General features: G+C 43.7%; 10 protein-coding genes and 1 pseudogene. 8 read left to right on the top strand and 3 right to left on the bottom strand.

Annotated elements, in window-relative coordinates:
• The first annotated feature begins 80 nt into the window (after positions 1–80).
• From G7Y90_RS05210 to G7Y90_RS05190, 5 genes are all read left to right on the top strand, one after another.
• Complete coding sequence (locus G7Y90_RS05210; protein WP_250163581.1) at positions 81–956, top strand: N-acetylmuramoyl-L-alanine amidase; 876 nt, start codon at positions 81–83, stop codon at positions 954–956.
• A 47-nt stretch (positions 957–1,003) separates the two neighbouring features.
• Complete coding sequence (locus G7Y90_RS05205; protein ID WP_250163580.1) at positions 1,004–1,750, top strand: pyridoxine 5'-phosphate synthase; 747 nt, start codon at positions 1,004–1,006, stop codon at positions 1,748–1,750.
• A 92-nt stretch (positions 1,751–1,842) separates the two neighbouring features.
• The gene (kbl, locus tag G7Y90_RS05200; RefSeq protein ID WP_250163579.1) at positions 1,843–3,033 is read left to right on the top strand and encodes a glycine C-acetyltransferase; all 1,191 of its coding nucleotides are present in this window, start codon (positions 1,843–1,845) and stop codon (positions 3,031–3,033) included.
• Between the two features lie 107 nt (positions 3,034–3,140).
• The gene (tdh, locus tag G7Y90_RS05195) at positions 3,141–4,121 is read left to right on the top strand and encodes an L-threonine 3-dehydrogenase (RefSeq protein WP_250163578.1); all 981 of its coding nucleotides are present in this window, start codon (positions 3,141–3,143) and stop codon (positions 4,119–4,121) included.
• 118 nt (positions 4,122–4,239) lie between these two features.
• Positions 4,240–4,416 carry a hypothetical protein gene (locus G7Y90_RS05190; RefSeq protein ID WP_193009259.1) on the top strand — a complete coding sequence of 59 codons (177 nt, stop codon included), beginning with the start codon at positions 4,240–4,242 and terminating at the stop codon, positions 4,414–4,416.
• 138 nt (positions 4,417–4,554) lie between these two features.
• Here G7Y90_RS05190 and G7Y90_RS05185 read toward each other — a convergent pair whose 3' ends face one another.
• The gene (locus G7Y90_RS05185) at positions 4,555–5,499 is read right to left on the bottom strand and encodes an abortive infection family protein (RefSeq protein ID WP_193009258.1); all 945 of its coding nucleotides are present in this window, start codon (positions 5,497–5,499) and stop codon (positions 4,555–4,557) included.
• A gap of 348 nt (positions 5,500–5,847) precedes the next feature.
• Between G7Y90_RS05185 and G7Y90_RS05180 the strand changes: the two genes are divergently transcribed.
• Both G7Y90_RS05180 and G7Y90_RS05175 read left to right on the top strand, forming a co-directional pair.
• Positions 5,848–6,252 carry a hypothetical protein gene (locus G7Y90_RS05180; RefSeq protein WP_193009257.1) on the top strand — a complete coding sequence of 135 codons (405 nt, stop codon included), beginning with the start codon at positions 5,848–5,850 and terminating at the stop codon, positions 6,250–6,252.
• Positions 6,253–6,436: 184 nt separating this feature from the next.
• Positions 6,437–6,712, top strand: coding sequence for a hypothetical protein (locus G7Y90_RS05175; protein WP_250163577.1), 276 nt, complete (start codon positions 6,437–6,439; stop codon positions 6,710–6,712).
• Positions 6,713–7,378: 666 nt separating this feature from the next.
• Here the strand turns inward: G7Y90_RS05175 and purL are convergent.
• A pseudogene (gene purL / locus G7Y90_RS05170) lies at positions 7,379–11,373 on the bottom strand (phosphoribosylformylglycinamidine synthase).
• Between the two features lie 447 nt (positions 11,374–11,820).
• Between purL and G7Y90_RS05165 the strand changes: the two are divergent.
• Positions 11,821–12,315, top strand: a complete 495-nt coding sequence (locus G7Y90_RS05165; protein WP_193009253.1) for a pyridoxamine 5'-phosphate oxidase family protein — start codon at positions 11,821–11,823, stop codon at positions 12,313–12,315.
• A gap of 92 nt (positions 12,316–12,407) precedes the next feature.
• Here the strand turns inward: G7Y90_RS05165 and G7Y90_RS05160 are convergent, their stop codons facing one another.
• Positions 12,408–13,181 carry a hypothetical protein gene (locus G7Y90_RS05160; RefSeq protein ID WP_250163576.1) on the bottom strand — a complete coding sequence of 258 codons (774 nt, stop codon included), beginning with the start codon at positions 13,179–13,181 and terminating at the stop codon, positions 12,408–12,410.
• Between the last annotated feature and the right edge of the window lie 49 nt (positions 13,182–13,230).

Raw genomic sequence — 13,230 nt, 5'->3', positions numbered from 1 at the left:
ACTTTCGCTCGCCTTCCTTGTATCCAAATTATATTGAAACGACTATATCAAAGCTCACCTTTATTCACACAGAGCATTTCATGGTAAAAAATATCTTTTTAGCGTTTGGCTTAACACTGCCCTTGATTGGCTGCGTGACCACGACCTCTCCAGTGGCAAGTACTGAGAACTACATCGTGGATAGCACGACATATCAAGCCACTGGCAAAAGCGAACGCATCAAAACCATTGTGCTGCACTATACAGTTTCAGACAATGACAGATCGATCAAAACACTGACCACAGGCAAGGTCAGCGCACACTATTTAGTGTTAGATAATGACGATGATAAAATCTATAATCTAGTACCAGAAAACGAGCGCGCTTGGCATGCAGGTGATGGCGGCTTTGCGGGTAGAACCATCCTGAACGATACCTCTATCGGCATCGAAATTGTCAATGCAGGGATTGCGCCTGAGTATCAAAATACACTAAAAGATGGCAAGTTGGCGTATCATCCTTATGAGCATTATGTGCCATTTAATGAGTTGCAGATTAAAAAGGTCGCGGAGTTGGTGCAAGATATCACGGCGAGATATGACATTTCACCAAAGAATATCATCGGTCATTCTGATATGGCACCCTCGCGCAAAATAGACCCCGGTGCCAAGTTCCCTTGGGAGCAACTGTATAAGCAATATGGCATCGGTGCTTGGTATGATAACGCTGATAAATTTGCGTTTACGGACATAGAAGCGTTTGCGGCAGCCACGATACCTGAGATCAAGCAGCAGTTTCGTGACTATGGCTATCAGATTAACAGTAGCGACGAGTGGGACAAAGCCAGTCGCGATGTCATCTATGCGTTTCAGCTGCACTTTAGACCCCGTAACCCAACAGGAACGGTAGACTTAGAGACTTATGCTATTTTAAAGGCATTGAATAAGAAGTATGCTGATAGCGACGATTTTTATTAGCCATTAACCACCAAAAATCTATCCATAACAATGAAAAAGGAAATACTATGAGCACATTGTTTAGCGTAAATTTGAATAAATTGGCTTTAATCCGTAACTCGCGCGGTACTGACTACCCTAACCTGTTGTACTTTGTGAAGAAGCTGATTGACCTAGGGGTTAAAGGCTTTACTGTACACCCGAGACCCGATGAGCGTCATATCAGATACCAAGATGTCTATGATATCAGTGCATTCTTAAAGGACTACCCAGAGATTGAGTTCAATATCGAAGGCAATCCAAACGAGCAGTTCTTAAAGATTATCCGTGAAGTAAAACCGCATCAATGCACGCTCGTGCCAGACAGTGACGATCAACTGACCTCCGATCACGGCTTTGATATCATCACTCATCATGAGTTTTTATCAACGTTAAGCAAAGAGCTGGAAGCGTTCGGTACGCGCTGTGCGGTATTCATCGACCCTGATATCGAACAAATCAAAGCAGTCATCGAGAGTGATGTACAGACGATCGAGATGTATACCGAAGAATGGGCGCGCGCTTACAGTAATGTTAAGAGCGATGACAATATTGAGTTCGATGAGGTTAAGCAACGCTTTAGCGACTGTATCACCCTAGCCAATCAAAACGGTATCCGCGTCAATGCGGGTCATGATTTGAATTTGGATAATTTGGCTGACTTGCTCGCGCTTAGTGATATCGCTGAAGTGTCGATTGGTCATGCATTTACGATTGAATCACTGGAGCAAGGCATGGATAATGTCGTGCGTCAGTATTTAGACATCTGTGCTTAGTCCGTACCAATGAGCAAATAGTTTGGTTCTATCAGCAGTCCTAATATCTGCATTATCAATGCAAACGCCAATAATATTAAAAAGGAATCTTTATGTATCAAGACTTTCAGAAACACCTACAACAAGAAATCAGCGACATACGCTCAGCAGGACTGTATAAAAACGAGCGCGTGATCACCTCTCCACAAGATGCACTCATCAAGATTACTGATGGCCGTGAAGTGCTTAATTTTTGCGCCAATAATTACCTTGGATTGTCTGACCACCCTGAGATTAAAAAGGCGGCTATCGAGGCTATCGAAAACTCAGGCTATGGCATGTCATCGGTGCGTTTTATTTGTGGGACGCAAGATTTGCATAAGCAATTAGAAGCAGCGATTTCTAAGTTTTTTAATACCGAAGATACGATTCTTTATGCGGCCTGTTTCGATGCCAATGGCGGTGCCTTTGAGCCACTACTGACCAGTGAAGATGCCATTATTTCTGATTCGTTAAACCATGCCTCAATCATCGATGGTGTGCGCCTGTGTAAAGCGGCACGTTATCGCTATGCCAATGCGGATATGCAAGATTTAGAGACGCAACTACAAGCGGCGCAAGCACAGCGTTTTCGTTTAATTGTCACCGATGGTGTGTTTTCGATGGATGGTAATGTCGCGCCAATGGATGAGATTTATGCGTTGGCACAAAAATATGATGCCATGGTGATGATTGATGAGTCGCATTCAGCAGGCGTGGTCGGTCACACTGGTGGCGGCGTGACTGAATTGTTTGATCTACGTGGTGATATTGAGCTGATCACTGGCACTTTGGGCAAGGCATTTGGCGGTGCTATTGGCGGCTTTACCACGGGTAAAAAAGAAATCGTTGAGATGTTGCGTCAGCGCTCACGCCCGTATCTGTTTTCAAACTCCATTCCTCCTATGGTGGCGGCGGCTGGGGTAAAAGCATTTGAGATGCTGTCGCAAGACAATATCCTACAAGATAAATTGCATGAAAATACCGCCTATTTTGTGAAGAAAATGCAAGATGCGGGCTTCGATATCAAGCCTACCGAATCGGCAATTTGTGCGGTCATGCTTTATGATGCCAATGTCTCGCAGCAAATGGCAGATGAGCTGCTTAAAGAAGGCATTTATGTGATTGGCTTCTTCTACCCTGTCGTACCCAAAGACGAGGCTCGCATCCGTGTTCAGCTCTCTGCTGCCCATACTCGCGAGCAGCTAGACCAGTGTATCACCGCCTTTATCAAAGTCGCCAAGCAAATGAAGGTGATTGATTAAGCGTCGTTCGATATTCACTCGCTAGATTCAACCATTAAGTACAACACCGTTAAATAAGAGAAAAGTATGAAAGCACTGGTTAAAGCCCATGCCAAAAAGGTATCTGGATGCAAGACGTGCCAGAACCTACAGTCGGCATCAATGACGTTAAAATTAAAATTAAAAAAACCGCCATTTGTGGTACAGATTTGCACATTTATAAGTGGGATGAGTGGTCACAAAAAACCATAAAGACACCGATGATTATCGGACATGAATACGTCGGTATCATTAGCGAAATGGGCGATGGCGTGAAGCATTTTGAAGTGGGTGATCGAGTCACTGGCGAAGGACATATCGCTTGCGGGCATTGCCGTAACTGCCGCCGTGGTAAGCTGCATGTCTGCGAAAACACCATCGGCGTGGGCGTTGATCGCGATGGCGCATTTGCCGAATATTTGGTGATACCTGCCGATAATGCTATGAAACTCGATGAGCGTATCAGCGATGAGATGGCAGCCATTATGGACCCCTTTGGCAACGCCACTCATACTGCCCTTTCATTTCCTCTACTTGGCGAGGACGTGCTGATTACAGGTGCGGGGCTAATTGGTTCCATGGCAACGGCGATTTGCCGATTCGCAGGGGCGCGTAATATTGTGGCGAGTGATATCAGTGATTATCGCTTGGAACTTGCCAAAAAAATGGGCGCGACGATGACCGTCAACCCAGCCAAAGGTGAAACCATCGAAGGCGCCATTGCTGAGTTAAAAATGCACGGCTTTGATATTGGGCTGGAGATGTCAGGCTCGCCTCAGGCTTTTGATTCAATGAGTAACATGTATAACGGCTCTAAAATCTCTCTCTTGGGCATTTTGCCTAACACCACCACGGTAGATTGGAGCAAGATTATTTTTAAGGCGCTAACCCTAAAAGGTATTTATGGCCGTGAGATGTGGGAGACGTGGTATCAGATGGAGCAAATGCTGATTAGTGGTATTGATCTATCGCCTATCATTACCCATCGCATGCACATTGATGACTTTCAAGAAGGCTTTGATATCATGGAAAGTGGGCAATGCGGTAAGGTGATTTTAAGCTGGGATTGATAACGTAGTGCGTCAGTATTTGATGAGTCGTGATTAGGATTTACATTCTCACGACTGATAAAACGGCACTGATTTCAGTGCCGTTTTTTTATGGTAAAAATCATATGAGGGATAAACTATGGGCGATTCTGAAGCCGAAAAACTTGAAAGTTATTTAGCAGAAAAAGCCAAACAAGATCAGGAAAAAGAGCAAGCGTCTGAGCCGCTCTCTGCCTATGATGCTTGTGTGCTAAAGGAAAGCGCTAAAATTCATGAGTTGATTGCTGAGGCTAAAAAGCGTTCAGAGGATAAGTAGTAGTTTTATTGCAAAACTACTATTTCACTGGATTCCAGTAATATGTTTGTACTGGCCAAAAGCAAGGGTTCAGCAACCAAATGCTATGTCTTCTTCGTATTATTTACACGCAAGAATATAACCTTCCTTTCCAAGGAGTCACTCTAAAGCTTGTTCCGCTTTTGCAAGAAATAATATTGTAGATGCTGTCATATGAAGTATATAACTTGCTAAATACTCTGGAATTACCTTCTCATCATTGCCTTTGCCATGGCTACCAAGCTTATTGCGAGGTGTTGCTATACTAGATGTTAATAGACTTTTAAGGGAATTAAAGTGGCTTTGCCAAAAATCGGGGATCAAGTTATTATCCATGCAAATATTAACAAGAGTATTAGCCGTAGCTTTTTTATCGTATTCCCACCCTTGAGTATCGCAGATGATTAACATAGTACTTTCAAAAGCTTTTAAACATTCGCTTAATACGTTTCCGTAATCACCATGTCTATAATGCTCGTGAGCTTTCAAAAATTCTTCTTGCGCTCCTTTATACATCGATTTATTGAGTAACTCTAAAGCAGGTTTTACCACTTCAGCATGAATTAGCTGTGAATCTACTCGTATAATTTGTCCATTTTCATACTGATAACCGATACCATTTTCTTTAAACCTAATATTCGTCTCTTCAATTGCCGTAGATTCATCATAATCTACAAAATCTTTACCTTGGTATGATAGTATCGCTTGGCACATTAATTCTAATACAGTTAAAGCCAATTCGATATCATCTACATTCAAAAAATATTTTGATATTTTACGAAAATGACTATCATAAGTTTCATGCTTAATAGGTAATTCGAACAGTCCTAGCTCTTTTAACAAGATCCTATGTATTTCTTCATACGCTCGTCTTGAACCTATATCTCTACCTACCAACCTTTTAGTATTATTATGAATTATTGATGGGTCAGGTTCTATCGTTTCTTTCCAAATATGAACAATCTGTACTCTAAATTTTTGAGGCAGTTTCTCATACTGATAAACATCACCATACTCACCTCGTTCACGCATGCGGCGCTTAAAATATAAATCTGTTATAGCCATATATTTTCTCTTATGGTAATTTTCAATATCAGTAGTATTTAGTCGCTATATTACAAAATTTGAAAGTCATAGATAGTATTATACTTTAAACTCAATAGTAGACTTTTTTTGAAGCTGTAGTATGGAAGATTATATTTTTGTCTTAAACTATTAGATTTTTACTTTAAAAAAAAGGTGAGCTTAGTGCTCACCTTTTTATTTTAAAAAATAGCTATCAAGAATAGTATTCTAAACGAACTTAGTCGCTCTTAATGAAGCAACTAAAAGTGTCAAGAAGCTTTATATCTTACTCAATTCATTTTGTCTAAAGTCTATTTTTTAGATATCAAACCAGTACAAGGAAAAAACATGCAGATCGAGTGTCCTGCTTGTAAAGAGATTAATCAACTAGAGCATGAAAATAACATAGCATGTGCGAGTTGTAAAAACACACTAGAAGGATACTTTTATAAACGTTTTAAAAAGCCAATTATATTAACCTCTTTCGTTATCTCTTTATCTGCATTTGGAGGGTATGAAGTTGGAAAATTTATATCAGATGATCGATACCCAGTGGCAACAGAATATGAGTTAATTAATGCATGCTCTTCTGGTCGACTCCATGCATTATCTCGCGATTCTGTTAAAGAAAAGACTGCTCTGTGCATATGTGCATTAGAAAAAACAATGGATGATATCAGTCAAAGTGACATTGGAGGAAACGAGAAACAATTTGTTTCTCGTTTTAGGGAAAATATTGCTGCTTGCTACTAACTATTTGCCACGCGGTGAATTGTTACCACGACCACCACCAGAAGGATTACCTGTAGTGCTTGGGCCGTTTGGTGGCGTATTGCTTGCTGCTTGTACATTAGTAAATTTCAACATAGTTATTACTCCTTTAAATTAAGTAGATGTCCTTGAGGACAAAACCATATTAACTAATGGAAAAAGACAAATGAGGACAACAAGCGAAAATAGGACAGGAAAATGGGAAGAGAGTAAGCAATTAATCTTAGAAATTAAGAGAGTTTGCGAACGACTTGGTTGGTCTCAAAAAAAACTTGCTGAAAAAATTTATTTAGAATTAAATGATGATGATAATGAAAAGGCTATCAAAGCTTTTTCCTCTACTTTCGTGAAGCGGTTACAACGCTCTACAACGCACCCAGAGCAACTCAAAGAATACCTTTCAATCATATCAAATCTGCCTGAATTTCAAAAGCCGATATAGTACGTAACCAATACATTCCTCTCGGACACTTGAGTGACTTCATTCAAAAAGAAATTCTTAGTATTTCGAGAGGATTGGATAAAAAACTGCATGATATAGAAATAGAAAAAGATTGGGAAAAATAACCCGTATCAGTCTTGTGGTAACTTAATAAAACCTCCTATAACAGTACACTACGTAAGGTTCACCCAGTCCACCGGTAAGACTGACGTTAATGCTCAGACTGACTTATCATGAAACGATTATTCGAAGGCGCTTTTTAGCCCCGACTGTAGCGGTATCCTGCTAGTTTGGGCAAGTTGCGATGGCTAGGTTTTGGGGTGGCGACGCGAAGCAAGCGACGACCCAAACCGTAGCCAGCGCCGCGCCCAGACTGGCAGATACAAGTGGAACAGAAAATTCCCTTTAAGAAATTTTCACTTGCGAAGCTAAAATTGCAGTGCAATTTTTTAACGCTTCTCAGGAAATAGCTCCCCTACTCTTAAAAACACCCAAACTCCAAACGCAAAAAAAGGTGAGCCTAAGCCCACCTTTTTATTTTAAAAACAGCTGTCTGAAACTATAAGCAATTGCTAGAGGTTTGAGTAGCGAGGAAAACATGCGCAAGCACTACATGTCGTAGGCTCAGCAAGTTTGACGAAGCTAATCAAGCATCTAGGTTTGCGACTAGCGCAACCAAGCGCGAGCATTACGGAACATACGCATCCACGCACCGTCCTCATCCCACTCTTCTGGTTTCCAGCTGTGGTTATAAGCTTTTAGGTTACGCTCAGGATGCGGCATCATAATCGTCACACGACCATCAGTGCACAGACCCGTGACACCGCCGACAGAACCGTTTGGATTGAGCGGATACGTCTCAGTTGGATGACCTTGGCTATCGACATAACGCATCGCAAGCTGACCGTGTTTGGCCATACCGTCAATCCCTGTGTTGTCTAGCGTGGCATAGCCTTCACCATGTGCCACAGCGATTGGCAAGATGCTGTCTTGCATACCTTTGAATAGGATAGACTTGGTACGCTCGATTTTCACATTGACCGTACGCGCTTCAAAACGAGCCGACTCGTTAGCGATGAAGCGTGGGAAGTTATCTGCACCTGGGATGAGGTCTTTTAGCTGAGCCATCATCTGACAACCGTTACAGACACCTAGTGAGAAGGTCTCAGGACGGGCAAAGAAGCGGACAAACTGCATGCGTAACTCATCATGGAACAAGATAGAGTTCGCCAGCCAGAGCCTGCGCCCAATACATCACCATAACTAAAGCCACCACAAGCGACCAGACCGTCGAAGTCACGTAGATTGATACGACCACTCAGTAGATCGCTCATGTGTACATCGACCGCTTCAAAGCCAGCTTGGGTAAAGCCTGCTGCCATCTCTGTCTGACCATTGACGCCTTGCTCGCGCAAGATAGCGACTCTTGGTTTATTCTCGCGACTGGCTAAATATGGTTCTTCAACCTTCTGATTCAAATCAAAATTCGGCGCAGCGATGAGACCTTGATGGCTTGCATCAGCGATTAAGTCATACTCTTGCTGTACGCACGCTGGGTTATCACGGCGACGCGCGATTTGATAGCTGACCTGAGTCCACGCTTGCTGTAATTCAGTACGGCTAAAGCTGAGAGTATCATCACCCATAAGCGTTGGCGTTTGGATAATGAGGCTGTCTTCTTCTGAGCTTTGACCGACGAGGCTGAGCATATCAGCAACATTAAACTCTTCTGCCAATTGCATCAATGCGGCGACGTTTTCTGGTAACACTTGGATGACCGCGCCCAATTCTTCGCTGAACAATTGACCGAGTAAGTTATCATCAGTCAATGACAGTTTGATACCTTGACGACTGGTGAATTGCATCTCAGCGATAGTTGCCAATAGACCGCCATCACCGATATCGTGATAAGCGCTGATGACACCTTGCGCGTTGCCCGCTTGGACAAAGTTAAAGAAGTCGACCAAGTCGCTTGGCTGCGCCAAATCTGGGCAGTCGTTACCCAATTGGCTCAGCGTTTGCGCAAGGATTGAACCACCTAGACGTAACTTGCCTTTAGACAAATCAATACGGTAGAACGCGCTATCGCCATTGATTAGCTCAGGGGTTAGCGTTTTTGCCACGTCAACCACAGGAGCAAACGCGGTAATCACAAGGCTCATTGGTGACACAACTGATTTATCCGTCTCACCTGCTTCACTACTGTCAGTCCAGTTGGCACGCATCGATAGCGAGTCTTTACCAACTGGAATCGCGATACCTAATGCTGGGCACAGCTCTTCGCCGACGGTATATACCGCGTCGAATAATGCTGCATCTTCTGCATCATCACCGCAAGCTGCCATCCAGTTCGCTGACATGGTGATATCAGACAACTGAGCAATACGTGCACCAGCAATGTTGGTAATCGCTTCGCCAATGGCAAGTCGTGCTGAAGCTTGAGGGCTGATTAGGGCAACTGGCGTACGCTCGCCGATACTCATGGCTTCACCGCTCATCACCTGACCATCTAGCGCAATCAAGCCTGACGCTGTCACTGCACAATCAGATACAGGCACTTGATAGCGACCAACATACTGGTCACGCACGACCATACCAGTGATAGAACGGTCACCAATGCTAATCAAGAATGATTTGCTAGCGACCGTTGGGTGACGCAACACGTCTTTGATTGACTCAGCTAAATTGACCTCACCTAACTCTAATGCAGGTAAGCTGGTGTCATGACGGTCAAAGCTACGCTTCATCTTTGGTGTACCACCGAGCAATACTTGCATCGGCATATCAACTGGCTGCTCAGCGAGCAAGGTATCGTCAACGACTAGCTGACGCACATCTGTGGCTGATCCCAAGATGGCATACGGGCAGCGCTCACGGGCACAGATTGCATCGAATTGGGCTTCGCTTTCTGGACGAATCGCGAGGACATAACGCTCTTGCGCTTCGTTTGACCAAATCGCCATTGGTGACATGCCCGCTTCTAACGATGGGATTTTGCGCAGATTTAGTACCGCGCCCATCTCGTGGTCATTGACCAGTTCTGGCATGGCATTCGATAAACCACCTGCACCAACATCATGCAATGAGACGATTGGGTTACCGTCTTTGCCATTATTGCTGGCATCGACATCATTACCTGCTAGTGCCCAGCAGCGATCCATCACTTCTTGGCAACGACGCTCCATCTCAGCGTTATCACGCTGCACTGAGGCAAAGTCCAAGCCTTCATCAAGGTCACCACTATCAACCGAAGAGGCTGCTCCGCCGCCCAAACCGATTTGCATCGCAGGGCCGCCAAGGACGATAAGCAGGTCACCTTGTTGAATGGCATTTTTTTCAATCAAGTTGCGTTTGATATTGCCGTAACCACCTGCCAGCATGATTGGCTTATGATAGCCGCGCATTTGGCTACCGTCTTTCGCCGCTGAGGTATCAAGCTGAAAACTACGGAAATAACCGCATAGATTAGGACGACCAAACTCGTTTGAGAAGTTGGCTGAACCGAGAGGCGCTTCAGTCATAATCTCAAGACTGGTTGCCATACGATCTGGCGTGCCATAAGCCTGAGTACTCAACTGACCTGACTGCTCCCACTTCTCAGCGAGCTCTGGGATATGTAGGTGTGATACGTGAAAGCCTGTCAGACCTGCTTTTGGCTTACCGCCACGACCAGTCGCGCCTTCATCACGAATCTCGCCACCAGCACCCGTCGCTGCACCAGAATAAGGAGCAATCGCGGTTGGATGGTTATGGGTTTCGACTTTCATTAAAATATCGATTTCTTCTTGATGAAAGTCATAAGGATGAATTGAATTAGCATCCATCGCGTCAGTCGGGATAGGATAAAAACGCATACCCTCAGACCCTGCCATCACAGCAGCGTTGTCTTTATACGCTGACAAGATACCTTGTGGATTGGCTTTATAAGTATTCTTAATCATTTGGAACAGTGACTTTGGCGCCACAATGCCATCAACCGTCCACTCAGCGTTAAAAATCTTATGACGGCAATGCTCTGAGTTTGCCTGTGCAAACATCATTAGCTCAACGTCCGTTGGATTACGCTTTAGCTCATTGACGTAAGCATTCATCAAATAATCAATATCTTCGACAGATAGCGCAAAACCAAACTGGGTGTTGGCTAATTCTAACGCTGACTGACCTTGTCCGATGACATCGATATGATTCAGTGATGCTGGCGCTTGATCGTCGAACAATTTACTGACATCACTCAAGTCATAGACCAAGCTCTGCGTCATACGGTCAAACAATACTTGCTCAGCGGCAGTAGACAGCTTTTCACTGACTTCACCATCGATTGTTAGGGTATAAACAACGACACGCTCAACGCGATTGATCGCAATTTCACAGTTATTAAAAATATCGGTCGCTTTACTTGCCCATGGCGAAATCGTGCCAAAACGTGGACCTACGATGACTTGTAATTGATTGCTTTTTGGGGCTTCAAGGACAGTGCTACTATCGACAGCAAGTAAGTCTAGCGCTTTTTTATGCTCATCACCTTCTAGTTCTCGTGATAACACATACACTTGCTGGGTATGGATTTGGCTGACATTTAGCTCGGTTTTTTGCTGGAACTGACTGATGAGTTGCTGCGTCTGAAAATCGGTAAGAAACGGTTGTCCGGCGATGGTCATCATAAAGGCATAATCCGTAAGATCAAGGCATCTCTGCCATGCAAAGTAAATGGTCTGGGTATTATAACAAGAAGCCCTGTAATAAGCAGGTCAAAACCAAGATAAATTGCTGATGGTTGCTATTCAATAATAGTGAAATCTTCGCCATCGTTGAAACCCTTGTTACTTTTACAACAGGCTACTTTCACCACAGAAACTTAACAGCGATGTCGTCACAATTTTTACCTAAAGCTTATAATCCTTACAAACCCTCACATCGCCTTACGGGCAACCTATAAACACAAGGTCACAACTAGGTATTCTAGTTTCAGTTGTTAAGGCGACGATTGTTTTTCTAAATTCATCTAGTTTTCGATACTTGGAAAACGCTTAGCCTGAATAAAAACTACTATAAACAATCAACTATTTGATCACTACGACTTAATCAAAATACAGAAAGGGAAATTTACTATGAGTAGACAAGACCATATCAATAAAGTGCAAGAATTGGTAAAAGACATCAAGTTTGCCATGATGACAACTCGTACTCACGAAGGTCATTTGCATGCCTGCCCAATGACAACGAGCGAGACGAGCATCGGTGCAAAAGAGATTTGGTTCATCGGTGACAAGAGTACCGAAACCGTGAGTGACATTGAGAAAGATCCGCAAGTAAACTTGGCTTATGTCAGTCAAGATGCCAAAAATTATGTCTCAATTAATGGTAAAGCGGAACTGGTTGAAGACCAAGAGAAATTAGATGAGCTATGGTCGCCGATCTACAATGCTTTTTATGAGCAAGGTAAAGAAGATCCAAATGTACAGCTGATTAAAGTCGTACCACACGGCGCAGAGTACTGGCTCAGTGGTAGCTCAGTCGTCAATATGTTTAAGATGACTACTGCTGCCGTAATGGACGGCAAAAAAGCGACCAATTTGGGTGAAAATAACTCTGTGACGTTATAAGTTATCTAAAGCAGAAATAGCAAAAACAAAAACGCCAGTGGCTGATGCGACTGGCGTTTCTTTACGCGTTATCTATTTTCTATCGATAGGCATTACTGCGGTGGTTTCGCATAACCATTGTCCGCAGGGTAAGCTTGCGGCTGTTGAGGCTTCGGCTTAGATGGATCATATAGGCCATAAACTGCTGTACCTATTACACCTGTGTTATTGATAGAGCCTGAGCTGGTATTGGCAGCATAAGCACTCTCTGGCTTGCTAAATATAAAGGATGCTACTGAGCTTTGGCTCTTACGGAAGCCTTCAATCACCAAATTATCATTTGGATTTAGCACATATCCACTGTCATAGCGACTGGCAGCGCTGCCATTGAGGACATTTATTCCATCGACACTAGCGACGATTTCATAAGTGTTGTCGCTGTTATTATGATACACCAAACGGTAAGCCTGACCGGCTTGACCTTGGACGTAGTAATTACCCGAATCTCGATAAATCGATAACGTATCTGTGTCCGTTTCCATCGAAAAATCAACCTTGCCCGCCAGTAGTGATATGCTATTAACCGCACGTCCATTATAAGACTTATCAGCATAACGGACTTGCATCTGCTCGATAGGCTCACTGCTCGTACGGCGCAGATCAACAGTCGTCACTTTTGAGTCGACGTCATCGCCCCACTTTGTGCCCAAACGCTCCGATTCTGCCGCGTCCTGAGTGGAACGTTCTGCAGTAGCGTCTGTTTGGATAGATTTTTCTCGCTGAATGGTTGAAGTGGTCTCTTCCTGCATGTTTGAGCCAGAAGAACACCCCGTTAATAATGCCAACAATAATACGGCAACGCCCGACTGTGTCTGATGTAATGTCATGCTTATTTCCTTATTTGAATGCCGTTTCATGATAACTCGATCAGTTTTC

The organism is Psychrobacter sp. WY6, assembly GCF_018448495.1.
Taxonomy (GTDB): Bacteria; Pseudomonadota; Gammaproteobacteria; order Pseudomonadales; family Moraxellaceae; genus Psychrobacter.
Note: the sequence above shows the minus strand (reverse complement) of the source record. Positions and strands in the feature narration are given on the sequence as shown.

What these genes read in the sequence shown, in the direction of transcription:
- G7Y90_RS05205 (WP_250163580.1), top strand. Translation starts at nt 1,004, where the DNA reads ATGAGCACATTGTTTAGCGTAAATTTGAATAAATTGGCTTTAATCCGT.
- tdh (WP_250163578.1), top strand. Translation starts at nt 3,141, where the DNA reads ATGCAAGACGTGCCAGAACCTACAGTCGGCATCAATGACGTTAAAATT.
- G7Y90_RS05165 (WP_193009253.1), top strand. Translation starts at nt 11,821, where the DNA reads ATGAGTAGACAAGACCATATCAATAAAGTGCAAGAATTGGTAAAAGAC.
- G7Y90_RS05180 (WP_193009257.1), top strand. Translation starts at nt 5,848, where the DNA reads ATGCAGATCGAGTGTCCTGCTTGTAAAGAGATTAATCAACTAGAGCAT.
- G7Y90_RS05190 (WP_193009259.1), top strand. Translation starts at nt 4,240, where the DNA reads ATGGGCGATTCTGAAGCCGAAAAACTTGAAAGTTATTTAGCAGAAAAA.
- G7Y90_RS05160 (WP_250163576.1), bottom strand. Translation starts at nt 13,181, where the DNA reads ATGACATTACATCAGACACAGTCGGGCGTTGCCGTATTATTGTTGGCA.
- G7Y90_RS05175 (WP_250163577.1), top strand. Translation starts at nt 6,437, where the DNA reads ATGAGGACAACAAGCGAAAATAGGACAGGAAAATGGGAAGAGAGTAAG.
- kbl (WP_250163579.1), top strand. Translation starts at nt 1,843, where the DNA reads ATGTATCAAGACTTTCAGAAACACCTACAACAAGAAATCAGCGACATA.
- G7Y90_RS05210 (WP_250163581.1), top strand. Translation starts at nt 81, where the DNA reads ATGGTAAAAAATATCTTTTTAGCGTTTGGCTTAACACTGCCCTTGATT.
- G7Y90_RS05185 (WP_193009258.1), bottom strand. Translation starts at nt 5,499, where the DNA reads ATGGCTATAACAGATTTATATTTTAAGCGCCGCATGCGTGAACGAGGT.